The sequence below is a fragment of the Bradyrhizobium sp. USDA 4532 genome, assembly GCF_024171315.1.
GTDB lineage: Bacteria > Pseudomonadota > Alphaproteobacteria > Rhizobiales > Xanthobacteraceae > Bradyrhizobium > Bradyrhizobium australafricanum.
In genome coordinates, this window is the sequence record NZ_JALJZN010000001.1 from 642,348 (window position 1) to 666,277 (window position 23,930).

Here is a 23,930-nt window from a genome sequence, read left to right on the forward strand (position 1 = left end):
GTCCGGCCGGTCCTGCATTTCATGCAGCTGTCATAGTCTCTAATGTGAACTAACCATCGCGCGGATTTGAGCCGTCATAATCGCTCGCGGCGATACCGGGCCTGCCTATTTTTACATGACGTTAAGCCGCGGCATGACTTGGATGCCGTGGGGACTAGTGTTTGCGTGGGGCGCGCCATGGTCATGGCCAACAAGAAATCAGCTAAAGCATCGGCCAAATTCAATTCCGAGATGTTCGCCGACGTACCGGTTCTGCAACGCAAGTGGCAGGCCGCGGTCCGTCCCGGCGAAAAGCTGCCGCACTATGAAGACGTGATGCTCGGCAGTCTCGGCCGGCTCGCGGATCATATCGTGCTGCTGCGGAGCGTCGATGGCATGCTCAGCGTCTCGCATGCCGGCCGCTATGTCCAGACATGGCTGAACGACGAGCGCTGGGACATTCCGCTCAGCGCCCTGCCGCCGGATTGCGCCACCGCGTTGACCGAAGCGGCCGCAAACGCGCGCGAGAACTGCCGGCCCTATCTGGCGTCGGCGCATTGCGTCCGCGACGGGCTGGTGCGGACCTTCGACGTGCTGGCGCTGCCGACGCGGTCGCGCTGGGGCGGTATCCTGGTCGGCGTCTATGTCAACGAGCGCAATGCGCAGTACAATCTGCTCGATACGATTTTCTCGGCCACCGACGAGGGCGTGCTGTCGCTCGCCGCGATCCGCGATGCGCGCGGCGAGCCGGCCGACTTCCAGATCGTGCATCTCAACCAGGGCGCCGCAAGGCTGCTGATGCAGCCTGCGACCGAATTGCTGTGGCGCCGGCTCAGCGCCGGCGGCAATCCGCTTGCGGCGTCAGCGGTGATGAGCCGTCTGCGTGGATTTGTCGGCGGCGGCCCGGGCGGGCAGTTCGAGATCGACAGCGGCGATCGCTGCCTGCGGCTCGGCGTCACGGCGTTCGGCGACATGCTGTCGCTGACCGTCTCCGACGTCACCGCGCTGAAGCAGCGCGAGCTGTCGTTCCGCCTGCTGTTCGAGAACAACCCGATGCCGATGTGGGTGTTCGACGCCGGCACGATGGAATTCCTCAGCGTCAACGACGCCGCCGTTCAGCATTATGGATACAGCCGGGAAAAGTTTCTCGGCATGACGCTGCGCCAGATCTGGCCGGTGGATGAGTGGAGCGTGCACAGCGCCGCCTTGCGCGAGATCGGCGACGTCTATCAATCGAGCCGCGACTGGCGGCACATCAGGGCCGATGGCAGCGAGATCCACGTGCTGACCTTCGGGCGCAAGGTGGCGTTCGAGGGCCGCGACGGCTATCTGGTCGCGGTGGTCGACATCACCGAGCGCCGCGCCGCCGAAGCGCGGATCGCGCATATGGCGCACCATGACGGTCTCACCAATTTGCCGAACCGCGATTTCTACCAGGAGCGCCTGCGCGAGGCGCTGGAGCGCGGCCGGAGCGGCAACAAGCGCGTCGCGGTGATGTGCATCGACCTCGACCTGTTCAAGAACGTCAACGACTCCTTCGGGCATCCGATGGGCGACCGGCTGCTCAAGCTGGTGGCGGGGCGGCTGCTCGAGGTGGTCCGCGACGACAATGTGGCGGCCCGCCTCGGCGGCGACGAATTCGCGATCGTGCTTGCGGCCGACGTTTCGCCGAACGAGGCGAGCGCTTTCGCCGAACGGTTGATCGAAGCGCTGAGCGCGCCCTACAACATCGACGGGCTCGAGGTCGTGGTCGGCGCCAGCGTCGGCATCGCGCTGTCACCGGGTGACGGCACGACGTCGGAAGAATTGATGCGCAATGCCGACATGGCGCTGTACCGCGCCAAGTCCGAGGGCGGCGGCGTGCACCACTTCTTCGAACCGGAGATGGATCAGCAGGCGCAGAAGCGCCGCGACATGGAGCGCGATCTGCGCGCGGCCTTCAGCAACGGCGAGTTCGAGCTGCACTACCAGCCGCTGGTCGATATCGCGGCCGACCGCATCTCTGGCTTCGAGTCGCTGCTGCGCTGGCGGCACCCGCACAAGGGCATGGTCTCACCTGCGGAGTTCATCCCGGTTGCCGAAGACATCGGCCTGATCGTCGCGCTCGGCGAATGGGTGCTGCGCGAAGCCTGCTCGGAGGCGATCAAGTGGCCCGCCGACGTCAAGGTCGCCGTCAATCTGTCGCCGGTGCAGTTCCGCAGCCGCAATCTGGTCCAGGCCGTGATCTCGGCGCTGGCGCATTCCGGCCTGTCGGCGCGGCGGCTCGAGCTCGAGATCACCGAGTCGGTGTTCCTGGCGGAAACCGAGGCCAACCTCGCGATCCTGCATCAGCTGCGCGAGCTGGGCGTCAGCATCTCGATGGACGATTTCGGCACCGGCTATTCCTCGCTGAGCTATCTGCGCAGCTTCCCGTTCGACAAGATCAAGATCGACCGCTCCTTCGTGAAGGATCTGGCGCGGCGCTCCGATTGCCTCGCGATCGTGCGCGCGATCTCGGGCCTTGGCCGCAGCCTCAGGATCACCACGACCGCGGAAGGGGTCGAGACGACAGACCAGCTCGACTGGCTGCGCGCCGAAGGTTGCAACGAGGTGCAGGGATTTCTGTTCAGCGCGGCGAGGCCGGCCGGCGAGATCGCGGCGCTGCTGAGCAGTTTTGCGGAGCGTGCGTCGAAGGCGGCGTAGTCGTCATGCCCGACAATGGCGAGGGCTTTTGTAGCCCGGGTGAGCGAAGCGACACCCGGGACGAGTGTCCCGCATATCGCTCCGCTCATGCGGGCTACAAGGCTATACCCTAGAACCGCGTCACGATATCCGACAGGGCCGGGCGCGGGCGGTCCTCGCTCGGCCTGGTCGGGGTGCCGATGTGAATGAGCCCGGCGAGCTTCTCGTCCGGCTTCAGGCCGAGGCCGTCGAGCACGTCGCGGTCGAAGACGAACCAGCCGGTCAGCCAGCAGGCGCCGTAGCCGAGCGCGGTCGCCGCGGTAACGATGTTCATCGCGCTGGCGCCCGCCGACAATTCCTGCTCCCACGGCGGCACCTTCGGGTGCGGCTTGGTGAAGGAGACCACGCCGATCACCAGCGGCGCGTCGGTCAGGCGTTTCTTCTCGACCTCGATGTCGGAGGCCGGCGCCCCGGGATTCTTCCGGGCGAAGACCTTTGCGATCACGTCGCCGGCCCGCGCGCGGGCATCGCCCTCGAACACGATGAAGCGCCAGGGCGCGAGCTTGCCGTGGTCAGGCACGCGTGCGCCGATCGTCAAAATGGTCTCGAGCTCGGCCGCGGACGGGCCCGGGCCGGTCATCTCGCGCGGTTTCATCGAGCGGCGCGTCTTCAGGAGTTCAATGGCATCGGGCACGGAAATGTCCTTCAAGGGGAGTCGTGCCCCCAAGATGGGGACACGACCAGGCCAATGAAAGCCAGTTTAGACCGATTGTGAAGATCAGGCGACGGATCGCGCCCGCTTCACGTCGGGCGGCGTCGCCTCATCGACCAGCGCGGCGATCGCCTCATCGGTCGGCATCACGGTCTGCCGCTCGCTGCCGAGACGGCGGACCGAGACCGAGTGGGTCTCGGCTTCCTTCTTGCCGACGACGAGCAGGGCCGGAATCTTGGCCAGCGAGTGCTCGCGGACCTTGTAGTTGATCTTCTCGTTGCGCAGGTCGATCTCGACCCGCAGCCCGGCGCGGCGCGCTGCCGCCGCCACCACCTTGGCGTACTCATCGCCTTCGGAGGTGATGGTCGTGACCACGAGCTGGGTCGGCGCCAGCCAGAGCGGGAAGTTGCCGGCATAGTGCTCGATCAGGATGCCGATGAAGCGCTCCATCGAACCGCAGATCGCGCGGTGCACCATGACAGGCGCCTTCTTCGAGCCGTCATGATCGATGTAGAACGCGCCGAACCGCTCCGGCAGGTTGAAGTCGACCTGGGTCGTGCCGCACTGCCAGTCGCGGCCGATGGCGTCGCGCAGCACATACTCGAACTTCGGTCCGTAGAACGCGCCTTCGCCCGGATTGATCTCGGTCCGGATGCGGTTGCTGCCCTTGGCCTTGATCTCCGACAGCACCGTCGCCATCACGCGCTCGGCGTGATCCCACATCTCGTCGGTGCCGACGCGCTTCTCCGGCCGCGTCGAGAGCTTGACCGTGAGCTCGCCGTCGAAACCGAAATCGGCGTAGGTCGACAGGATCAGGTCGTTGATCTTGAGGCACTCGTCGGCGAGCTGCTGCTCGGTGCAGAACACATGGGCGTCGTCCTGGGTGAAGCCGCGCACCCGCATCAGGCCGTGCATCGCGCCCGACGGCTCGTAGCGATGCACGACGCCGAACTCGGCGAGCCGCAACGGCAGGTCGCGGTAGCTCTTCAGCCCGTGCTTGAAGATCTGTACATGGCCCGGGCAGTTCATCGGCTTCAGCGCGAACCAGCGCTTGTCCTCGGCCTCGTCGCCGGCGGACTGCGCCGCAAACATGTTCTCGCGGTACCAGTCCCAATGGCCCGAGGTCTCCCACAGCGCCTTGTCGAGGATCTGCGGGGCGTTGACCTCGTTGTAGTCGCCGAGCAGCCGGCGCCGCATATAGGCGATCAGCTGCTGGAAGATGGTCCAGCCCTTGGGGTGCCAGAACACCACGCCCGGGCCTTCCTCCTGGAAGTGGAACAGGTCGAGCTCGCGGCCGAGCTTGCGGTGGTCGCGCTTCTCGGCTTCCTCGATCTGCTTGAGATAGGCGTCGAGGTCTTCCTGCCTGGCGAATGCCGTGCCGTAGATGCGGGTCAGCATCGGATTGTTGGAGTCGCCGCGCCAATACGCGCCCGCCACCTTCATCAGCTTGAAGGCGTTGCCGATCTTGCCGGTCGAGGTCATGTGCGGGCCGCGGCAGAGGTCGAACCAGTCGCCCTGGAAGTAGATCTTGATCGGCTCGTTGCCGGGAATGGCGTCGACCAGCTCGACCTTGAAGGCCTCGCCCTTGTCGCGGAACACCTGCTTGGTCTTCTCGCGATCCCAGACTTCCTTGGTGAACGGCTTGTCGCGCGCGACGATCTCGCGCATCCGCTTCTCGATCGCGGCAAAATCTTCCGGGGTGAACGGCTCGTTGCGGAAGAAGTCGTAGTAGAAGCCGTTCTCGATCACCGGGCCGATCGTGACCTGGGTGCCCGGCCACAGCGACTGCACGGCCTCCGCCAGCACATGCGCGGCATCGTGCCGGATCAGTTCCAGCGCGCGCGGGTCTTCGCGGCCGATCAGCTCGATCTTGGCGTCGGCCTCGATCGGATCATTGAGATCGGCAAGCGTGCCGTCGAGCGCCATCGCGACGGTGCGCTTGGCGAGCGAGGGCGAAATGCCTTTGGCGATGTCGAGACCGGTGGTCCCTCTCGGGAAATCGCGCCTCGCTCCATCAGGGAAGGTGAGGGCGATCTTGTTCACGGGTTCTGCGGGTTTGAGGTTAGAGAGGCTGTACTGGAATCCGGATTCGGATTTGGGTGGCGTTTCTGCCATGGTGACTCCTGTAGCTCACTCCTGCGAACGAGCGCAGGTAAGCGGAAAGCAGCGGTATAGCAGGGGATTTGACGCCTGCAATCCGGCAATATCAAGAAAATGGGCCACCGGCCGCACGGATTTGAACAAGGCTCGGCTGCAGGCGACGCCACGGATCGTTGCGACGCTGCCGATCATCGTCTAACGTCCGGCGTCCGTTTTCCGCCATCGCGCGATCCGCAAGGTTCATGTTTTCCCGTCTCCTGTTTTTCGTGGCGTTGCTTCTGATCCCGGGCGTGTTGCGGGCGGAAGAAACACCGGTCCAGAAGGCCGGATTTGCGAAGAAGCTGACCATCTATCTCGCCCATGGGCCAGCGAACGCCTGCGGCGCCGGCTGCGATCGCTGGATCGCGATCGAAGGCGAGATCGATCGGGAAGCCGCTCAGCGGATTCGCACCTTCCTGTTTGCCGTCAAGGACAGGCAGCTTCCGATCTACCTTCATTCGCCGGGCGGAAACGTCGAGCAGTCCTATGGGATCGCGCGGTTCCTGCGCGCGCACAAGGCAATCGCCCGGGTCGGCCGTACCATCGTGCCGGCCTGTTCCACCGGCACGCAGATCGACGCCGCATGCCTGAAGATCAAGGCTGCCAAGGGCGAGGTCGAGGCCGAGCTCGCCACGCGCAACGCGATGTGCGTGTCGGCCTGCGCCTATCTGTTCCTGGGCGCGACCAGCCGCGAAGTGGCGCCCGATTCGGTGCTCGCGGTGCATAACTCCAAGCTGATGTTCGTCGTCCACGGGCATCCGCCTGCGCAGGTCGTCGCGGACTTCAGGCGGCGCGAGATGGTGAGCGCCGATCGCGACCGCAACGTATTCCTCGCGGCGATGGGCATCAGCCATGAGCTCAGCGACCTCATCAAGTCCGTGAAGTTCGAGGACCTGCACGTGCTGACGCGGCCGGAGCTCTATCGATTCGGCATCGATACGCGGCCGCTGCCGGAAACCCTGTGGGCGGTGGAGAAGGAGACACGGCCCTATGTTCGCAAGATCGTGCAGCAGAAAAGGGCCGACGGCAGCGCGTTCCGCATGATGGAGTGGCGGCTGTTCTGCGAGAGCAAGGATCGCGGGCGGCTGATGTTCGTGCGCGAGTTCGAGGAGGGGGCAGCCGGCAAGAGCACGGTGCTGATGATGGCCGGCGCGACCAAGACCGTTGCATTCGGCCGGTCGGCACGGTTCGGCAAATACGAGGTCTGGAGCGAGGCGGTGACCTCGGACATCGTCAAGGCGATGCTCGCGGCCCCGCATCTGCAGATCGGCGAAAGCCCGCCGGCAACCGACGCCAAGCCTGACGCCAAGTCCGACGTCAAGTCTGACACCAAGTCCGGCCTTGCGACATTCGATATCGGCACCACCGGGCTGGAGCAGGGCTGGACGCAGCTTCTGGCATCATGCCCGGCGGCGACCGCCGGCCCGAAGCCTGCGAGCCCGTTGCCGGCCGCCGCGTCGCCGAGTGTCAGCGCGGTGCCAGCGGCGTCGCCGTCGCCATGAGCGCAAGAGGCGCTGTTCGATCAGGTGCCATGCATTTAGATGCAGTTGCATCGATCTCGGCGTCTGCTAACAACGCGGCGTGAAACGCTTCGCTCCCACCGCATTGATGCTCGGCAACATCGTCACCGGCTGCTCGGTGCTGGCGCCGGCCGGCATGCTGGCGGAGTTGTCCGACGGACTCGGCGTCACGATCCACACCGCGGGTCTCCTGATCACCTTCGGCGCGATCGTGCTGTGCGTGGGCTCGCCGGTGACGGCGTGGTTGACCAGCCGGATCGAGCGGCGGGCGCTGCTGACGGCGACGCTGCTGGTGCTGACGCTGACCAATGCGGCATCCGCCTTTGTGCCGAACTACGACAGCCTCCTGATCATTCGGCTGGTGATGCTCGCGGTCGGCGTGCTCTACACGCCGCAGGCGGCGGGCACCGCGGCACTGATCGTGCCGGTGGAGAAGCGCGGCAGCACGATTGCCTACATCTTTCTCGGCTGGTCGCTCGCCGCCGCGATCGGGCTGCCGCTGATCACCTTCATCGCAAGCCGCTACGGCTTTCGCGCGACCTATGGCGCGATCGCGCTGACCGGGCTCGTCAGTTCCCTACTGCTGTGGTGGCGGCTGCCAGGCGGATTGCACGGCGCGCCGGTTGATCTCCGAACCTGGGTCGATCTCGGCCGCAATCCGATGGTCATTCTGCTGCTGTCGATCACGACGCTGCAGATGTCCGGCCAGTTCGTGGTGTTCACCTTCATGGGGCCGCTGCTCGCCAAACTGACTGGCGCCAATGCGGACGCCGTCGGGATCGTGTTCGCGCTCTACGGCATCTTCGGGTTCGTCGGCATCGTGATCGCAACGCGCGTGGTGGATTCCTGGGGCGCCTGGAAGACCTCGGTCCTGTTCACCGTGCTGCTTCTCGCAGGCGTCGCCGGCTGGGCGCTGAGCGCCGGCGCCTACGCCCTGATGGCCGCCTCCGTCGCGGTGTGGGGCCTCGGCTTTGCATCGACCAATTCGATGCAGCAGGTACGCCTGGTCGGTGCGGCGCCGGCGCTCGCTTCGGCGTCGGTCTCGCTCAATACCTCGGTGCTGTATATCGGCCAGGCCATCGGCTCCGCGATCGGCGGGTTGCTGTTCGCCCGCGAATGGCTGCACAGCGCAGGCTACGTCGCCGCGGCCTTCGTCGCGGCGGCGCTTGCGGTCGTGGTCGTCACGCGGCCGCGACGGACGGCCGCCACCGCCGCGGCCGAGTGAACGGTTGGCTTTCACGCTTGTGTTCGCGAGAGCATCCCAAGCAACGATCCGCGTGAGGAACATCAGGGGGCTCGGCTGCGCGTCACCACCTCACGCTTTGGCTGGGCACGATGAACGCCGTCGTGCTTGGCTTGTTCGGATTGTGGGTGAAGTAGCCGTAGGCGGCGACGATCACGACGAGCAAGGCAAGCACGGCCAGCAAGTCGATCTGCCGGGGATCATGACCGTTGTGGCTGATTTTCCAGCGCATTGTTGTTTCCTCCCCAAGGGGGCAATGAAACAATGCGCCAACTATCGCCACAGTTCCGCCGGGCAGCAATGCGCGCCGCGCTTGGACGTACCGCAGCAATCGATCAATTGTCGTTGACGCCGCGTCAGCCTTCGTTGACGCCGCGCCAGCGGCCATAGCGCCAGGGCAGGTACCAGCGTGCCCCGGGCGGCTTCGTCAGCGGGACATTATCGATCCCGGATGTTCCCCAGGGCTGGCAGCGCAGCAGCCGCGCCAGCGTCATCCAGCCGCCGCCCCACAGGCCGAAGCGTTCGATCGCCTCGTCGCCATAGACCGAGCAGGTCGGCAGATGCCGGCAGTTGTAGCCGACCAGCGGCGACAGCGTGTGCCGGTAGATCCAGATCAGGGCGCGGCCGAGGTTGCGCGGCAAGCGGCGCATGGTGCTGGCACAGTCCATGCATCGTGGATGATGTGTCGTTGAATGGTCTGTCGGCGGCATACGCAAGTATGTACGTAGTCTTGCGGGGGTTCCAAGCCAAGGAACTGTTTTCTTGCAGATATTTACGCCACAGTTCGTTATTATTGCACAGCACCGATGGCGCTGCAGCAAGGGCTCTATGGACGGTCCGGGTCAGCAACGCTACCGTTCCCATAACGCGCCGCTGACAGAATCGTGGCGCATTGCCATGGGGCCATTGCCACCGCTCGCATCACCAAGGGCTTGGGGGAAGGAACCAAATTGAGGCTCGTCAAGTCGCTCTCGTTGCGCAGTTGGGCGCTTACCGGCGCCGTTGCTCTTTGCTTCGCGGTTTCCGGCACCGCCGCCATGGCGGGCGGTTCCGCGCAGGCCAATTCGACCCTCGAAGAGCGCAAGCTGCCGATGAAGTTCAGCTGGATCGCCTGCCAGCCGAATTGCCGCGGCTGGGTGTCCGCGGTCGGCATCATCACGGCCGATAGTCCCAGGGAATTCGACGAGTTCGCGCGCGGCCGCCAGCTCAACGGCGCCACCATCGTGCTCGATTCCAGCGGCGGCTCGGTCAACGACGCGATCGCGCTCGGCCGCCGCTTCCGCGGTCTCGGCGTGCTGACCACGGTCGGCACCAGCGTCGTCAATCAGGCCGCGCAGGGCGGCCGCACGAGCGTTCTGCCCGATGCTTATTGCGAGTCGATGTGCGTGTTCCTGCTGTTGTCGGGCAAGACGCGCTACGTTCCGCCGGCCGCCCATGTTCGCGTACATCAGATCTGGATGGGCGATCGCGCCGACGACGCCAAGGCGGCGAGCTACACCGCGCAGGACCTGATGATCGTCGAGCGCGATATCGGCCGTCTTGCCAAATACACCTTCGATATGGGCGGCGCGGGTGATCTGCTGGCGCTCTCGCTCAGCGTGCCGCCGTGGGAGGACCTGCACGAATTGTCGGCGGCCGAATTGCGGCTGACCAATCTCATCACCACCGATGCGGTTGCCGACGTGCTGCCGCGGCAGGACAACAGCAAGGACAACGCTATTCCCGTCGCCGAGGCGAAGCCGAAGAACAACGATCGCTTCTTGAGCAGCGCGATGGAGGGCGAGGCGTCGCAGGCGAGAGCGACCAAGACCGCCGAGGTCGTGGTGCCGACCGGCGGCAGCGCAGCGCCGGCGCCGGTCCAGCCCGCGCAGTAAGAACGCACATTGTCGCGTCGTTCCGGGACGCGTAAGCGGACCACAGATGCGCAATTGTGCATCGGGGAACCTCGAGATTCCGGGTTCGATGCTGCGCATCGCCCCGGAATGACCTGACATGCAATTTTACGCCGGCTGCTTCGCCTTGGCCTCGATCTGGCCGATCGCATCGACCACGGCATCGAAGGTCAGCAGGGTCGAGGCATGGCGGGCCTTGTAGTCGCGCACCGGCTCGAGCAGCGCGATATCGGCCCATTTGCCGCCCTGCGGGGGCTGGCCGTTTTCCTTCAGCATCTTGCGGACCGTCTCGCGCAATTCGCGCAGCTCGTCCGCGGTCGAGCCCACCACCCGGCTCGCCATGATCGAGGAGGAGGCCTGGCCGAGCGCACAGGCCTTCACGTCATGGGCGAAATCCGTCACCACGGGACCGTCCATCTTGAGGTCGACCTTGACGGTCGAACCGCACAATTTGGAGTGGGCGGTGGCGCTGGCGTCCGGGTCGGCCAGCCGTCCGAGGCGCGGAATATTGCCGGCCAACTCGATGATCCGCTTGTTGTAAATGTCGTTCAGCATGGGGACAGATGCCTGGTTCCGGCGGTGCCGGGCGCTCTTGGCGGCTGGGTTGCACCGTCCTATATATGGACGGCAACGCCGGAAACATAGCCCGGCCATGCAGCCACCGCGGCCCACCTCCGCCGCGGCGGTGCTACAATTGTGGGACTCAGGCGCCCGGCGGTCGAACCATCCGCCCCGTCTGCCCGGTGACACATCCGGACCAAGGTCAAATCCGAGGGCCGGTCGAACGGAGAAGACATGGACGCCTTGATCAAATCGATTCGCCCCAACAAGCCGGCCGACGCGAAGCCCGGCGAGCTCGACCCCTCAGAATTCATGACGGCGGCCGTCCGCGCCGACCAGCCGCGCCCGTCGCGGGCGGAGGCGGAGGACGCCGTGAAGACGCTGCTCGCCTATATCGGCGAGAACACCGGCCGCGAGGGACTGCTCGACACGCCGCGCCGGGTCGTCGAGGCCTATGACGAGCTCTATCAGGGCTACCACCAGTGCCCGGCCGAGGTACTGAACCGCACCTTCGGCGAGACCGCCGGCTACGACGATTTCGTCCTCGTCCGCGACATCGAGTTCACCTCGCAGTGCGAGCATCACATGATGCCGTTCTACGGCAAGGCGCATATTGCCTATACGCCGGTGGAGCGCGTCGTCGGCCTCTCCAAGCTGGCGCGGCTGACCGATATCTTCGCCCGCCGTCTGCAGACCCAGGAGCATCTCACCGCGCAGGTCGCGGCTGCGATCGACGAGGTGCTGAAGCCCCGCGGCGTTGCCGTGCTGATCGAGGCGGAGCATACCTGCATGTCGGTGCGCGGCGTTGCCAAGCATGGTGCATCGACCTTCACCAGCCGCTTCACCGGCATGTTCCGCGACAATCCGGCGGAGCAGCAGCGTTTCTTGTCCCTGGTGCGAGGACCGAACCGGTAACCTCGCATTTTCCTGAGCGAGGTTTTCCGTGTCCGCAGCGACCCACGATCACGACCGCGAGGAGGGGCTGGCCTTCCAGCCTAAATTCGACGCGGCAGGTCTTGTGACCTGCGTCGCGACCGATGCCGCGACCGGCGATGTGCTGATGGTCGCGCACATGAACGACGAGGCCCTGCGCAAGACGATCGCGACCGGCGAAGGCTGGTACTTCAGCCGCTCGCGCAATGCGCTGTGGCGCAAGGGCGAGAGCTCGGGCCAGACCCAGCGCGTGGTCGAGATCCGGATGGATTGCGATCAGGACGCGGTGTGGATCAAGGTCGAGCAGATCGGCGCCGCCTGCCACACCGGACGGCGCTCCTGCTTCTATCGCGCGGTGAAGGACGAGGGCGGGCATGTCAGCCTGTCCTTTGTCGACGCCGAGAAGCTGTTCGATCCGGCGCAGGTCTATCGCAAATAGATCATTGATCTGAATCAAGTACAGCGCGGCGAAGTCGTGTACTTCGTGGCCCCTGTTACGCCATGCGCAAGCCGTTGCGCATGGTCGTCACTGGGGGTGAACTGTGGCGCATCGCCTGATACCGCTTGTTGGGTTTCTTGCCTGGGCTGTGTGGCCGATCGGCGAGGCGCAATCGCAAACGACCGAGCGTGCGCCCGATACGATGGCCGCGCGCGTCCTTGCCTGTGCGCCGTGTCACGGCGCCGAAGGCGAGGGCACCAGCGACGCCTATTTCCCGCGGCTGGCCGGCAAGCCGGCAGGCTATCTCTACAACCAGCTCATCGCATTCCGGGATGGACGGCGGAAATATCCGCCGATGAACTACCTGCTGGAGTTTCAGACCGACGATTACCTGAAGAAGTTCGCCGAATATTTCGCCTCGCTCAGGCCGGCATTTCCGCCGCCGGTCCCGCCGGTCGACAGCAAGGAGATTCTGGCGCGCGGCGAGACGATCGTGAAGAACGGCGATCCGCAGCACGGCATTCCGCCCTGTTCGGCCTGTCATGGTCCTACATTGGGGGGCATGGAGCCCGGCATTCCCGGCCTGCTTGGCCTGCGCGCCGCCTATATCAGCGGCCAGCTCGGCGGCTGGCGCTACGGCACGCGGACCGCGTTCGCTCCCGATTGCATGCAGATCGTCGCGAGCCTGCTGACGGAGGACGACGTGAAGGCGGTGGCAGCCTACCTGTCGTCGCGTCCGGCGCCGGCGGATCCATCCTTCGCGCCGCGAGGCAGCCTTCCGATGCCGCTCGAATGCGGCAGCGAACCGCATTGAAGGGATCGTGCCGATGTCGCGAACCTTAACAGGACTGCTTGTCGGACTGATGCTGGCACTGTCGCCGATTGGGGCATCGGCGCAGCAGAAGGCGGCCGATCCGGCCGTGCTCGCCAAGGGCGAGTATCTCGCACGCGCCGGCGATTGCATCGCCTGCCACACCGCGCGCGAAGGCAAGACCTTCGCCGGCGGGCTGCCGATGAAGACGCCATTCGGCACGCTCTACACGTCGAACATCACGCCCGACCCGCAGACCGGGATCGGCACATGGACGTCGGATCAGTTCTACCAGATGATGCACAATGGCCGCTTCCCCGATGGCGGCCTGGTCTATCCGGCGATGCCGTTCGCCTCCTATACCAAGGTGACGCGCGAGGACAGCGACGCGATCTACGCCTATTTGCGCACGGTGCCGCCGGTCAGGCAGCTCAACAAGCCGCATGACCTGACATTCCCGTTCAACAACCGCTCGCTGATCATTGGCTGGCGCACGCTGTTCTTCAGGGAAGGCGAGTTCAAGCCTGATCCGACGAAGTCGGCGGAGTGGAACAGAGGTAACTATCTGGTCGAGGGGCTAGGGCATTGCGGGATGTGTCATACCCCGATCAATGCGCTCGGCGGCAGCAAGCAGTCGCAGGCCTTCGAGGGCGGCCTGATCCCGATGCAGAACTGGTACGCGCCGTCGCTGACCTCCAACAAGGAGACGGGGCTCGGCGACTGGACGATCGAGGAGATCGTCGACTATCTGCGCAAGGGCGTGTCCGCCAAGGGCGCCGTGTACGGACCGATGGCCGAGGTCGTCTACAACAGCCTGCAATATCTCAATGATGATGATGCGCGCGCGATGGCGGTCTACCTGAAGGGCCTTGCGCAGGGCGGTCCTCCGGAGAAGGCGTCGACTTCGCTACCGTCGGCCGAGAGCAGTCTGCTGCTGTCCTTTGGCAAGTCGATCTATGACCGCGACTGCGCAAGCTGTCATGGCGCGACCGGGCAGGGCATGCCGCCGGATTATCCGCCGCTTGCCGGCAATCAGTCGATCCAGATGGTCTCCGCGGTGAACCCGATCCGGATGGTGCTCAATGGCGGGTATCCGCCGGGCACGTTGGGCAATCCGATGCCCCACGGCATGCCGCCGTTCGCGCAGAAGCTGTCGGATGACGAGGTCGCGGCTGTCGTGACCTACATTCGAACGGCTTGGGGCAATCGCGGCGAGCCGGTGTCGGCGCGGCAGGCCAACGAACTGCGGGCAGCAACGCTGAACTAAAGCATGATCCGGAAAAGTGCGAAGCGGTTTTCCGAAACGATCATGCTCAAACAAAGGAGCTAAAGCGCGATGACTAGTCAACCTCGTCTCGTCGCGCGTTAAGGGGAGCGCGATCATGATCAACTCGTCTTCGCCGCAACCGCCGGCATCGGGCTCGGAAGACGATGATGTCGAGACCATCGTACGCGCCGGTCCGGGCGGCGCGGTCGCGGTCGCGGGCATTGCGACGGCCGTCGTGGTCGGGTTGTGGTTTGCATTCTATCTACTGGTCTTCCTGCCGCGGAGCGTTCCCTGATGGCGAGCGAGACTGACCACAGCCTCGGCGAGGCCGTTGCCGCACGGATCGAGCGGCGCTGGGCGACGCTGTCGATCGTCATTGTCGGCGTCCTGGTCGGCATGGCGACCTATATCGGCATCCATCAGGCGACGATGCCGCAGGGCCGGGTCGAAACCGCCGATCCCAAGACGCTGCATCTGTCGGGCGAATTCGTCGAGAGCAATCTCGGCAGCGAAATGCTGGCCGACGGATCGGTCACCGTGCGTGCGATTGGCCAGCAATATTCCTTCACACCGCAATGCATCGTGGTGCCCGCGGAGACGCCGATCACCTTCCGCGCCACCAGCGCCGATGTCGTCCACGGTTTCCTGATCGAGGGCACCAACATCAACACGATGCTGGTGCCGGGCTACGTCACCGACCTGCCGGTGCGCTTCAAGGCGCCGGGCGATCACGTGATGCCGTGCCAGGAATTCTGTGGCATCGGCCACCAGGGCATGTGGGGCAAGGTCAAGGTGGTCGACAAGGCTGCGTTCCGTGACATGGCGGCAGCGAAGCGGAGGCTGACCTGTGTTGATTAACAAGCGGCTGATCGCGGTGCATTTCTGGCTTGCCTTCATCGTGTTCGGCGTCGCGCTGGTGCTCGGCGCCTGGCAGATGTTCGTGCGCAGCCCGTTGAACGCCTGGCATTTCAATCCGGAATTCTACTATCGCTCGGTCACCGCCCATGGCTCGGCGATGGGATACGTATTCCCGACACTGATCGCGATGGGATTCGGTTACGCGATCACCGAAGCCTCGCTCGAGAAAGAGCTGGTTGGACGGCGCTGGGCCTGGGTGGGCTTCTTCCTGGTCGCCGTCGGCGCCGTTGTCGCGATGATCCCGGTGTCGCTCGGGCTCGCCTCGGTGCTCTACACCTTCTATCCGCCGATGGTCGGCAATCCCTTCTATTACATCGGCGTCGTCATGGTCGTGGTCGGCTCATGGATCTGGGTCGCGCTGATGGTGACCAATTTCGTGATCTGGAAGCGCAAGAACCCGGGCAAGCCGGTGCCGCTTGCGATGTATGCCAATGTTGCGGGCTCGTTCCTCTGGGGCTGGACCGCGGTCGGCGCGGCGCTTGAGATCCTGTTCCAGATCCTGCCCGTGGCGCTTGGGCTGAAGTCGACGATCGATGCGGGGCTGGCCCGCGTCTTCTTCTCCTGGACGCTGCATGCCATCGTCTATTTCTGGCTGATCCCGACCTACATCGCCTATTACACGATCTTTCCGCGCGCGATCGGCGGCCGGCTCTTCAGCGACCCGATGGCGCGGATTTCGTTCATCCTGTTCGTCGTGGTGGCGATGCCGATCGGCGTGCATCACCTGTTTGCCGACCCGCAGGTCGGCGCCGGATTCAAGTTCATGCATTCGGTGTTCACCGGCCTCGTCGCGCTGCCGACGCTGCTCACGGTGTTCACGATCTGCGCCTCGGCGGAGATTGCCAGCCGCCTGCGTGGCGGCCGCGGCGCCTTCGGCTGGATCGGCGCGCTGCCGTGGTCCAATCCGATCATGCTGGCGACGGCGCTGTCGCTGGTCATGCTCGGCTTCGGAGGCGCCGGCGGTCTGATCAACATGAGCTATCAGCTCGACGCCACCGTGCACAACACGCAGTGGATCACCGGCCATTTCCACCTGATCTTCGGTGGCGCCATCGTGATCATGTATTTTGCCATCGCCTATGATCTGTGGCCGCATCTGACCGACCGTGCGCTGGACAGTTTTGGCCTGATGCGCACGCAGCTCTGGCTGTGGTTCATCGGTATGATCGTGACCACCTTCCCGTGGCACTATGTCGGTATTCTCGGCATGCCGCGCCGCATGGCGTATTACGACTATGCCAACCCGGCGATCTCGCCACAGGCCTTGTCGGTCACGATGTCGGCGATCGGCGGGCTCATTCTTCTGATATCGGGCCTGCTGTTCCTGCTGGTGCTGATCCGCGGGCAGTTCGGCGCGCGAGGCGAGGCGGGTGCGTACCGCTTCGCGGTCCCGTTGCACATGCCCGCGCGGATTCCGGTCGCGCTCAACTCATTCGGCCTGTGGCTCGCGTTGATGGTCGGTCTCACCGTGGTGAACTATGGTTTCCCGATTGCGCAGCTGATGGCGCTGAACGAGACCAGCGTGCCTGCGGTCTATGTCGGAGCCGGCCGATGAGCGACCAGCCGCTGTTCTCGCTTCGCAATCCGTGGTTCGGCGCCAGCGTCGGCATCACGGCCGCCATCGCCGTGCTGTCGGCCGTCGCCGGCCTGATCTGGTTGCCGCTGGCGCAGCCCAATTTGAAGCTTGCGGGGGTCTGGGATGCGATCTGCAGCGCGGCCGGCGTTCCGCGTGCCGCCGTGCAGGAGCCCGGCATCAAGCCGGATTTCAAGACGTCCAATGTCATCATGACGTCGGAGATGCTGACCAAGGCAGATCAGGTCTCGATCGGGCGGGGCGCAACGCTGGCGCAGCGCTGCGCGATCTGCCACGGACCGCAGGGCGTCAGCGACGCCCATTCACCGAACCTCGCCGGGCAATTTGCCGCGGTGACCTACAAGGAGCTGAATGACTTCAAGACCGGCGCGCGGGTCAGCGTGGTGATGAGCCCGTTCGCAGCGGCGATGAGCGATCAGGACATGAAGGATGTCGCGGCCTATTACGCCTATCTGCCGCGGGTGCCTTCGAACAATCTGGATACCGCGCGTCCCGCGCCGGCGATCGTGGTGACGGGCGCCCCGATGCGCAACATCGCGCCTTGCGGCTCCTGCCACGGCGATGTCGACAACAAGGCGGGAAGCCCCTGGCTGGGCGGCCAGTCGGCAGTCTACATCAAGGCACAGCTCGAGGCCTTTGCATCCGGGGCCCGCCGCAACGACATCAGCCAGCAGATGCGCAACATCGCGCGCCAGATGACGGCCGAGGAGATCGACCAGGTCGCGCACTACTACGAGGCCCAGCCCTGAATCGGCGCTATTAACGCGCCATTAACCATAATTACGGCACCTTGACGGGACATGGGTGCCGATTGCCGGCGCCCGGCAAGGCACCCGGACAGATGGCGGTCGACCTCTTCAATGCGACGGCTTCGGCAGGTGTCGATTCCTCGCGCCTGAAGGTGGCGAGCTCGATCAAGCAGGCGGCCGCGACCACCGGCACGAGCTTCGAATATCTGCTCACCACCGCGAAGATGGAATCCAATTTCAATCCGCGGGCCGGCGCCACGACCTCGTCGGCGCATGGACTTTATCAATTCATCGACCAAACCTGGCTCGGCACCGTCAAGGAGGCCGGAAGCCAGCTCGGCTATGGCCAGTACGCCGACGCCATCACCAGGAATTCCGACGGCAGCTATTCGGTCAGCGATCCCTCGGCGCGCGCCGCGGTCATGAAGCTGCGCGACGATCCGGACGCGGCGTCCTCGATGGCGGCGGTGCTGACGCAGTCCAACAGCTTCAAGCTTACCGGCAAGCTCGGCCGCCGTCCGACCGATGCCGAACTCTACATGGCCCACTTCATGGGCGTCGGCGGCGCCGGCAAGTTGATCTCGAGTGCCGAGGACAGCGCGAGCGCGAATGCGGCCGCGATGTTTCCGAAGGCGGCAGCCGCCAACCAGTCGATCTTCTACGACAGGGCGGGCAGCGCGCGCAGCGTCAGCCAGGTCTATTCGGTGCTGACCACGCGGTACGCCGCGGCCGCGAACTCCAAGGATACGCGCACCGCCTTCGCGGCGGCGGGCGGCGACACCATGTCGCCTTACGCGATCGCAGGCGCCGCGCCGACCGCAGCGCTGACCATGGACACCGCGTCCTATCTCTCGACCTTCCCGGACTCCCGGTCGGCCGCGCCCGTCGCTGCGACCTCGGCTGTGGCATCGGCACAGCCGGCGCCGACCTTCCGCTCGCTCTACCAGGCCGGCGACCGCTCGGAGCCGATCTCCCCGGCGGTGCAGGAGCTGTGGGGCAATTCCGCCTCGCTGACGTCATCGGCGACGCCGAAGGTCCGCGCGCCCGGACGGCTCGACCTGTTCAGCGATCCGAGCGGCACCTACAGCAACGGCTAGCGCTGTCTTGCTGCGCGCGCGAAGCCGCGCGCCGTTGCGGCTTTAACGAAACGTCAATAATCCCAAACGTTTATGGTGAACCCTTTGTTAAGCGTCATGGTTTATTTTTCCTTGTGGTGGCGTCGTATGTCGATGCCGTTTCGTTGCGTAAGCCGGAAGGACCATGATCGTTCGGCAGTTTATTAGTTGGATTAGGACCGCTCCAGCAGGTGAGCGAGCAGAGGCAACGCGGGCGTTGGCCCGGGCCTGGCTCATCTCGGATCTCACCGAGGACGACCGCATCGCAGCCGAAGGCGCGCTGCTGATGCTGCTCGACGACCCGTCGCCACTGGTGCGGCAGGCGATGGCCGAGGTGTTCGCGCGCAGCGCGGACGCACCCGCCGCAATCGTGCAGGCGCTGTCGGCCGACCAGCCGGCGATCGCGCTGCCGGTGCTGGAACATTCACCGCTCTTGATCGATGCCGACCTCGTCGACATCGTCGCCACTGGCTCCGACGAGATGCAGTGCGCGATCGCGCGCCGCACCAATCTGCCGGCCTCCGTCGCCGCCGCGATTGCCGAGGTCGGCTCGGCGGCCGCCGCGCTCGAGCTGATCGAAAATCCTTGCGCCGGCCTCGCGCCGTTCTCCTGGGATCGCATCGTCGAACGCCACGGCCATCTCGCCGCCATCAGGGAATCGATGCTGCAGCTGGAGGACCTGCCGTCGGCAACGCGGCTGGCGCTGGTCGCAAAGCTCTCCGACACGCTGGCGCAGTTCGTCGTCACGCGAAACTGGCTCGGTGCCGATCGCGCCGACCGGATTGCCGGCGAGGCCAGGGAACGCTCCACGGTGAACATCGCCGCGCGCGCCTTCGGCGACGACATGCAGAACCTGATCACGCATCTGCGCGCCACCGGGCAATTGACCGCCGGGTTAATCCTGCGCGCGCTGCTGTCGGGCAATCTCGATCTGTTCGGGGCGGCGCTCGCTGAACTCTCCGGACTGCCCTATGGCCGCGTCTCCGCGTTGTTGAACGACCGCGGCGGCAACGGCCTGCAGGCGCTGCTGCGCCGCGCCGGCTTGCCGGAATCCACCTACGCCGCGTTCCGCGTCGCGCTCGAGGCCAGCCACGAGGTCGGCTATGTCGACAGCGGTGACGGCGCGGCGCGGCTGCATCGCCGCATGGTGGAGCGGGTGCTGACGCATTGCGAGACAGATCATTCGGCGGCCGAGCCGCTCCTGATCCTGCTGCGCCGCTTTGCGACCGAATCGGCCCGCGAGGACGCACGGATGTTCTGCGAGGAGCTCGCCGCGGAAGACGCCATCGCGGTGCTGCCCTACGACGACGATCTCATCGCGGCCTGAGGGCCGCGCTTCCTTCCCATCGATGGATGCTTGAGTGGGCTGCGCAACGCGAGCAGCCGGCCGCGCGGCTATTCGCCGGGCACGATGCTCGGCGCGAGGATCGCCTCGAGGTGTTCGGGACGGTCGCGGTTGGCGTGGGTCAGGAATTCATCGGCGATGCCGCGGAGCTGCTTGCTCAGCACGCCGGCGACGACTGCGGTGTCGAGCTTGGTGCGGTTGCGCACGATCGCCTGCACGGCGTTGATGTGGTGGGCGATCAGCTGCGGCGGCACGGCGCCGAGATCCGGCGCGTGCTCGATGATGCGGCACAGGCTCTCCGCGGCTGCGGCGGCCGACGGATAGCCGAATGTCGCGGCATCGCCCTTGATGTCATGCGCGGCGCGGAACAGCTCCTCGCGCGTCTTGTCGCTGAAGCCCTCGCGCAGCACGGTGGCGTGCGCGGCGGAGAGGCGGTCGGCCTCGATCGTCATCCACTCCTTGAACTCGCCCGACAGCCCGGCGAGCGCCTTTTCGGCGCGGCCGACCGGATCGTCGAGATCGCTCTCGGGGACGCGCAGCAGCATCTTGCGCAGCGGATTGGGCTGCGTGATCACGTGGTGCGTGCCGAAACTCTTGACTTCGATCGTCCCGGGTTTGTCTTTCGCCATGGCGGTATCCTAGATGGCCGAGCGCGCCTTTTCGAGCAGCGACGGCTGTTGCAGCACCTCGACCTCGCCGCTACCGCGGCGTTCGGGGCCGATATAGGTGTTGGTGGTGTTGCGGCGGCGGTCGGGGCCGAAATAGGTCTTGGTCTTGATGAACGGGCGCGGGTTGGCGACCACGTTCATGATGCGCTGGTAGAGGCCCTTGGCCGAGATCGGCTTGGCCAAAAATTCGGTGACGCCGGCATCGCGCGCCACCGTGACGCGACGCTTCTCGGAATGTCCGGTCAGCATGATGATCGGCGCGTAGGGATTACCCTTGGATTCCGGCTGCCGGATCATCTGCGCAAGTTCGAGCCCGTCGAAGATCGGCATCGACCAGTCGGTGATGACGATGTCGGGCACGTAGTGCGTGTACATCTCGAGCGCGGTGGCGCCGTCCTCGGCCTCATACACCTCGCGCGCGCCGAACGAATGCAAAAGCGTCCGCAGGATGCGGCGCATGTGCGGATTGTCGTCGCAAATCAAAAATCGCAGCTTGTTGAAATCGATGCGATACATGGTCCGGCCCTGATAGGGCATACCGGGCCAATGCGGTATTACCCGACGTTAACCATATCCCGCCCGGGGTTAATGATTGGTTGCCGGGCAAGGAGGCAGACGCCGTCAGTAGCCGAACTGCTCGCGCAGGATGCGTTCTTCCAGCGAGTGGCCGGGGTCGAACAGCATCCGCATTGCGATCGTCTTGTCGGACAGCACCTCGACCCGGCGGACGTCGCGGACCTCGTCATGGTCGGCGACCGCGGCGACCGGGCGCTTCTCGCCCTCGATCACCTCGATCACCACGAAGGCGGAATTCGGCAGCAGCGCGCCGCGCCAGCGCCGCGGCCGGAACGCGCTGATCGGGGTCAGCGCCAGCAGCGCCGCGTTGATCGGCAGGATCGGCCCCTGGGCGGAGAGGTTGTAGGCGGTCGATCCGGCCGGCGTCGCCACCAGGATGCCGTCGGCCATCAGCTCGGGCATCCGCTCGTGCTCGTCGATCAGGATGCGCAACTTGGCGACCTGGTAGGTCTGCCGGAACAGCGCGACCTCGTTGATGGCGTGATGCAGATGCACGGCGCCGTGGATGTCGGTCGCGCGCATCAGCAGCGGATTGATCAGCGACTCCCGCGCGGCGGCAAGCCGGGTGCGCAGATCATGCGTCGAATATTCGTTCATCAGGAACCCGACGGTGCCGCGGTGCATGCCGTAGATCGGCTTGCCGCTGCGCATGTTGGCGTGCAGCGTCTGCAGCATCAAACCGTCGCCGCCGAGCGCGACCACGACGTCGGCATCCGCGGGTAGATGGTTGCCGTACATTTCCGTCAGCTGCTCGAGCGCCGACTGCGCTTCCACGCTCGCGCTGGCGACGAAGGCGATCTTGTCATACCGCTTGGAGCTGGCCATTCGCTCACGAACTCGTTTGGCACGGAACACGCCGCGCTCGTCTATACATCCCGGGCGGCCTTGTCGAGATGGTCCGGGAACGGACCGCATGCCACGCCGGCGCCGCCAAACTAGCGCAGTTTGTTGCTGGATTGCGTAAATCGGGGCGCAGGGAGTGAACGATATGGCTAACAGTCTTGCGACACGGCTCGCCGCGGCGTTGCTGGTGGCCTGTCTTGCGACCGCGGCGCGAGCCGACGATGACGTCCCGCAGCCATCGCCGTCGCCGAGCGCGCAGGCCCCAAGCGGCCAGAACCCAAGCGGCCAGAGCCCAGGTGGCCAGAACCCGAGCGGCCAGAAGGGGCGGGCAGGACGCGGCGGCGAGGCCGGCTCCGGCGCCAACGCTGCGGCCAGCGGCTCGACCGCCGAGCAGCACCGCCTGCCGCCGGACTCCACGACCAAGCAATCGGTCGCGCTGCCTTCCCGCACGCTGAACTTCAGCGCGACCGCGGGCTCGATCCGCGTGTTCGACGACAAGGGCGAGCCGCTCGCCGACATCGCCTATACATCCTACCAACTCGACGGTGCCGAGAAGGCGAATCGGCCGGTAACCTTCCTGTTCAACGGCGGTCCGGGCTCCGCGTCGGCCTGGCTGCAATTGGGCAATGTCGGGCCGTGGCGGCTGCCGTTCGACGGCGCGGTGTCCTCGGCCGCGCCCGAGCTGCAGGCCAATGCCGATACCTGGCTCGATTTCACCGATCTCGTCTTCATCGACCCTGTCGGCACCGGCTACAGCCGCTTTGTCACCACCTCGGAGGAGGCGCGCAAGCGCTTCTTCACCGTCGACGGCGACGCCAATTCGGTCGCGCTGGTGATCCGCCGCTGGCTGGAGAAATACGACCGGCTGACCTCGCCGAAATATCTCGTCGGCGAAAGCTATGGCGGCATTCGCGGGCCCAAGGTGGTGCGCAATCTGCAAATGCAGCAGGGCGTCGGCGTCCGCGGCCTGGTGCTGATCTCGCCGGTGCTCGATTTCCGCGAATATACCGGCTCCAGCCTCCTGCAATATGTCGCAAGCCTGCCGACCATGGCGGCGGTCGCGCGACAGGCAAAGGGCCCGGTGACGCGTGAGGATCTCGCCGACGTCGAGAGCTACGCGCGCGGCGATTTCCTGCTCGACCTCGTCAAGGGGCAGGCCGACACCGAGGCCACCACGCGGCTCGCCGACAAGGTCGCTAGCCTGACCGGCATCGATCAGGTGGTGAGCCGCAGGCTCGCCGGCCGTTTCGACATCGGCGAATTCCGCCGCGAGTTCGATCGCAAGAACGGCAAGGTGACCGGCCGCTACGACGCCTCCATCGAGGGCTTCGATCCTTATCCGGATTCCAGCTATTTCCGTTTCAACGATCCGTCCGGCGATCCGCTGATGGCGCCCTTGACCAGCGCCGCCGTCGACCTCACCACGCGCAAGCTGAACTGGCGGCCGGACGGCTCCTATCATCTGCTCAGCGAAAGCGTGAACAAGGCCTGGGAGTTCGGTCACGGCATCAGTCCGGCGGAGTCGGTGACGCAGCTTCGCCAGGCGCTGGCGCTCGACCCCAACCTGAAACTCCTGGTCGGCCACGGCCTGTTCGATCTCGCCACGCCGTACTTCGCCTCGAAGATCATCCTCGATCAGTTGCCGGCCTTCGCGGGCCCGGGCCGCACCAGGCTCGCGGTCTATCCCGGCGGCCACATGTTCTACTCCCGCGACGGCTCGCGCCAGGCGTTCCGCAAGGAGGTCGAGGCGCTGATGAGGTAAGGGGATGTGGCGGTGTGGATTGCGCCGTCGCTGCAAATACGGTCGTCGTCCTGGCGAAAGCCAGGACCTATAACCACCAAATTCGATTGTGAACGGGATCGCGGCCCCGGCGTCGCGCAACAAATTCCGTTTGGGGTAATGGGTCCTGGCTTTCGCCCATAGGCGCTAAGATAGTTTGATCATAGTCTGATAGTGGCGCTTAT

23 protein-coding genes are annotated in these 23,930 nt (G+C 65.3%); 15 read left to right on the forward strand and 8 right to left on the reverse strand.

Annotation, left to right across the window (positions count from 1 at the left end; translation table 11 throughout):
- The first annotated feature begins 177 nt into the window (after positions 1-177).
- On the forward strand, positions 178-2,661 hold the full coding sequence (locus J2R76_RS03020) for a bifunctional diguanylate cyclase/phosphodiesterase (RefSeq protein WP_076831635.1): 2,484 nt from the start codon (positions 178-180) through the stop codon (positions 2,659-2,661).
- Positions 2,662-2,770: 109 nt separating this feature from the next.
- On the opposite strand, the gene J2R76_RS03025 is transcribed toward J2R76_RS03020, so the two are convergent.
- On the reverse strand, positions 2,771-3,334 hold the full coding sequence (locus J2R76_RS03025) for a nitroreductase (RefSeq protein ID WP_076831733.1): 564 nt from the start codon (positions 3,332-3,334) through the stop codon (positions 2,771-2,773).
- Positions 3,335-3,418: 84 nt separating this feature from the next.
- On the reverse strand, positions 3,419-5,467 hold the full coding sequence (thrS, locus tag J2R76_RS03030) for a threonine--tRNA ligase (protein WP_076831632.1): 2,049 nt from the start codon (positions 5,465-5,467) through the stop codon (positions 3,419-3,421).
- A 227-nt stretch (positions 5,468-5,694) separates the two neighbouring features.
- Between thrS and J2R76_RS03035 the strand changes: the two genes are divergently transcribed.
- Entirely contained in the window at positions 5,695-6,993 is a 1,299-nt protein-coding gene (locus J2R76_RS03035) for an ATP-dependent Clp protease proteolytic subunit (RefSeq protein WP_076831629.1), read from the forward strand.
- Between the two features lie 106 nt (positions 6,994-7,099).
- The gene (locus J2R76_RS03040; protein ID WP_076831626.1) at positions 7,100-8,236 is read left to right on the forward strand and encodes an MFS transporter; all 1,137 of its coding nucleotides are present in this window, start codon (positions 7,100-7,102) and stop codon (positions 8,234-8,236) included.
- Between the two features lie 82 nt (positions 8,237-8,318).
- On the opposite strand, the gene J2R76_RS03045 is transcribed toward J2R76_RS03040, so the two are convergent.
- Together J2R76_RS03045 and yidD are read right to left on the reverse strand one after the other, a co-directional pair.
- Positions 8,319-8,486, reverse strand: a complete 168-nt coding sequence (locus tag J2R76_RS03045) for a hypothetical protein (RefSeq protein ID WP_016843922.1) — start codon at positions 8,484-8,486, stop codon at positions 8,319-8,321.
- A 124-nt stretch (positions 8,487-8,610) separates the two neighbouring features.
- Positions 8,611-8,922: a membrane protein insertion efficiency factor YidD gene (gene yidD / locus J2R76_RS03050; RefSeq protein WP_076831624.1), complete on the reverse strand. Its 312-nt coding sequence runs from the start codon at positions 8,920-8,922 to the stop codon at positions 8,611-8,613.
- Positions 8,923-9,204: 282 nt separating this feature from the next.
- On the opposite strand from yidD, the gene J2R76_RS03055 reads away from it, so the two are divergent.
- Positions 9,205-10,128: a hypothetical protein gene (locus tag J2R76_RS03055; RefSeq protein WP_076831621.1), complete on the forward strand. Its 924-nt coding sequence runs from the start codon at positions 9,205-9,207 to the stop codon at positions 10,126-10,128.
- A 126-nt stretch (positions 10,129-10,254) separates the two neighbouring features.
- Here J2R76_RS03055 and J2R76_RS03060 read toward each other — a convergent pair whose 3' ends face one another.
- Positions 10,255-10,701, reverse strand: coding sequence for an iron-sulfur cluster assembly scaffold protein (locus tag J2R76_RS03060; protein WP_057019663.1), 447 nt, complete (start codon positions 10,699-10,701; stop codon positions 10,255-10,257).
- A gap of 240 nt (positions 10,702-10,941) precedes the next feature.
- On the opposite strand from J2R76_RS03060, the gene folE reads away from it, so the two are divergent.
- The 10 genes from folE to J2R76_RS03110 all read left to right on the forward strand — a co-directional run bounded on the left by folE (position 10,942) and on the right by J2R76_RS03110 (position 19,860).
- Positions 10,942-11,622 (forward strand): GTP cyclohydrolase I FolE, encoded by a 681-nt coding sequence (gene folE / locus J2R76_RS03065; protein WP_016843918.1) that lies wholly within the window; start codon positions 10,942-10,944, stop codon positions 11,620-11,622.
- A 28-nt stretch (positions 11,623-11,650) separates the two neighbouring features.
- Positions 11,651-12,079 carry a phosphoribosyl-AMP cyclohydrolase gene (gene hisI, locus J2R76_RS03070; RefSeq protein WP_057019662.1) on the forward strand — a complete coding sequence of 143 codons (429 nt, stop codon included), beginning with the start codon at positions 11,651-11,653 and terminating at the stop codon, positions 12,077-12,079.
- A 202-nt stretch (positions 12,080-12,281) separates the two neighbouring features.
- Entirely contained in the window at positions 12,282-12,893 is a 612-nt protein-coding gene (locus J2R76_RS03075; RefSeq protein ID WP_309143524.1) for a c-type cytochrome, read from the forward strand.
- Positions 12,894-12,906: 13 nt separating this feature from the next.
- Positions 12,907-14,157 carry a cytochrome c gene (locus tag J2R76_RS03080; protein WP_076831618.1) on the forward strand — a complete coding sequence of 417 codons (1,251 nt, stop codon included), beginning with the start codon at positions 12,907-12,909 and terminating at the stop codon, positions 14,155-14,157.
- Between the two features lie 115 nt (positions 14,158-14,272).
- A complete protein-coding gene (locus tag J2R76_RS03085) occupies positions 14,273-14,452 on the forward strand; it encodes a hypothetical protein (RefSeq protein WP_016843914.1) in 180 nt (59 codons plus the stop codon).
- Positions 14,452-15,015: a cytochrome c oxidase subunit II gene (locus J2R76_RS03090; RefSeq protein ID WP_057019660.1), complete on the forward strand. Its 564-nt coding sequence runs from the start codon at positions 14,452-14,454 to the stop codon at positions 15,013-15,015. Before J2R76_RS03085 ends, J2R76_RS03090 begins: the two co-directional genes overlap by 1 nt.
- Positions 15,005-16,630: a cbb3-type cytochrome c oxidase subunit I gene (locus J2R76_RS03095; RefSeq protein WP_076831616.1), complete on the forward strand. Its 1,626-nt coding sequence runs from the start codon at positions 15,005-15,007 to the stop codon at positions 16,628-16,630. The genes J2R76_RS03090 and J2R76_RS03095 overlap by 11 nt, the downstream gene beginning before the upstream one ends.
- The gene (locus J2R76_RS03100; protein ID WP_076831613.1) at positions 16,627-17,418 is read left to right on the forward strand and encodes a c-type cytochrome; all 792 of its coding nucleotides are present in this window, start codon (positions 16,627-16,629) and stop codon (positions 17,416-17,418) included. The genes J2R76_RS03095 and J2R76_RS03100 overlap by 4 nt, the downstream gene beginning before the upstream one ends.
- A 92-nt stretch (positions 17,419-17,510) precedes the next feature.
- A complete protein-coding gene (locus tag J2R76_RS03105) occupies positions 17,511-18,515 on the forward strand; it encodes a transglycosylase SLT domain-containing protein (protein WP_143271131.1) in 1,005 nt (334 codons plus the stop codon).
- Positions 18,516-18,678: 163 nt separating this feature from the next.
- The gene (locus J2R76_RS03110) at positions 18,679-19,860 is read left to right on the forward strand and encodes a DUF2336 domain-containing protein (RefSeq protein WP_076831608.1); all 1,182 of its coding nucleotides are present in this window, start codon (positions 18,679-18,681) and stop codon (positions 19,858-19,860) included.
- Positions 19,861-19,928: 68 nt separating this feature from the next.
- Here the strand turns inward: J2R76_RS03110 and J2R76_RS03115 are convergent, their stop codons facing one another.
- The 3 genes from J2R76_RS03115 to J2R76_RS03125 form a co-directional block, all read right to left on the reverse strand.
- Entirely contained in the window at positions 19,929-20,507 is a 579-nt protein-coding gene (locus J2R76_RS03115; protein ID WP_016843908.1) for an Hpt domain-containing protein, read from the reverse strand.
- Between the two features lie 9 nt (positions 20,508-20,516).
- Entirely contained in the window at positions 20,517-21,062 is a 546-nt protein-coding gene (locus J2R76_RS03120) for a response regulator (protein ID WP_028336173.1), read from the reverse strand.
- A 105-nt stretch (positions 21,063-21,167) separates the two neighbouring features.
- Entirely contained in the window at positions 21,168-21,947 is a 780-nt protein-coding gene (locus J2R76_RS03125) for an NAD kinase (protein ID WP_028336174.1), read from the reverse strand.
- Between the two features lie 163 nt (positions 21,948-22,110).
- On the opposite strand from J2R76_RS03125, the gene J2R76_RS03130 reads away from it, so the two are divergent.
- Positions 22,111-23,727, forward strand: coding sequence for a S10 family peptidase (locus tag J2R76_RS03130; RefSeq protein WP_076831605.1), 1,617 nt, complete (start codon positions 22,111-22,113; stop codon positions 23,725-23,727).
- The last annotated feature ends 203 nt before the right edge of the window (positions 23,728-23,930 follow it).

Bases quoted from the DNA above. Each gene is read 5' to 3' on its own strand.
- J2R76_RS03060 (WP_057019663.1), bottom strand. From the start codon at position 10,701: ATGCTGAACGACATTTACAACAAGCGGATCATCGAGTTGGCCGGCAAT.
- J2R76_RS03125 (WP_028336174.1), bottom strand. From the start codon at position 21,947: ATGGCCAGCTCCAAGCGGTATGACAAGATCGCCTTCGTCGCCAGCGCG.
- J2R76_RS03020 (WP_076831635.1), top strand. From the start codon at position 178: ATGGTCATGGCCAACAAGAAATCAGCTAAAGCATCGGCCAAATTCAAT.
- J2R76_RS03110 (WP_076831608.1), top strand. From the start codon at position 18,679: ATGATCGTTCGGCAGTTTATTAGTTGGATTAGGACCGCTCCAGCAGGT.
- J2R76_RS03080 (WP_076831618.1), top strand. From the start codon at position 12,907: ATGTCGCGAACCTTAACAGGACTGCTTGTCGGACTGATGCTGGCACTG.
- J2R76_RS03120 (WP_028336173.1), bottom strand. From the start codon at position 21,062: ATGTATCGCATCGATTTCAACAAGCTGCGATTTTTGATTTGCGACGAC.
- J2R76_RS03115 (WP_016843908.1), bottom strand. From the start codon at position 20,507: ATGGCGAAAGACAAACCCGGGACGATCGAAGTCAAGAGTTTCGGCACG.
- J2R76_RS03090 (WP_057019660.1), top strand. From the start codon at position 14,452: ATGGCGAGCGAGACTGACCACAGCCTCGGCGAGGCCGTTGCCGCACGG.
- J2R76_RS03100 (WP_076831613.1), top strand. From the start codon at position 16,627: ATGAGCGACCAGCCGCTGTTCTCGCTTCGCAATCCGTGGTTCGGCGCC.
- J2R76_RS03040 (WP_076831626.1), top strand. From the start codon at position 7,100: ATGCTCGGCAACATCGTCACCGGCTGCTCGGTGCTGGCGCCGGCCGGC.
- J2R76_RS03105 (WP_143271131.1), top strand. From the start codon at position 17,511: ATGGCGGTCGACCTCTTCAATGCGACGGCTTCGGCAGGTGTCGATTCC.
- yidD (WP_076831624.1), bottom strand. From the start codon at position 8,922: ATGGACTGTGCCAGCACCATGCGCCGCTTGCCGCGCAACCTCGGCCGC.
- thrS (WP_076831632.1), bottom strand. From the start codon at position 5,467: ATGGCAGAAACGCCACCCAAATCCGAATCCGGATTCCAGTACAGCCTC.
- J2R76_RS03130 (WP_076831605.1), top strand. From the start codon at position 22,111: ATGGCTAACAGTCTTGCGACACGGCTCGCCGCGGCGTTGCTGGTGGCC.
- J2R76_RS03045 (WP_016843922.1), bottom strand. From the start codon at position 8,486: ATGCGCTGGAAAATCAGCCACAACGGTCATGATCCCCGGCAGATCGAC.
- J2R76_RS03085 (WP_016843914.1), top strand. From the start codon at position 14,273: ATGATCAACTCGTCTTCGCCGCAACCGCCGGCATCGGGCTCGGAAGAC.
- J2R76_RS03035 (WP_076831629.1), top strand. From the start codon at position 5,695: ATGTTTTCCCGTCTCCTGTTTTTCGTGGCGTTGCTTCTGATCCCGGGC.
- folE (WP_016843918.1), top strand. From the start codon at position 10,942: ATGGACGCCTTGATCAAATCGATTCGCCCCAACAAGCCGGCCGACGCG.
- J2R76_RS03075 (WP_309143524.1), top strand. From the start codon at position 12,282: ATGGCCGCGCGCGTCCTTGCCTGTGCGCCGTGTCACGGCGCCGAAGGC.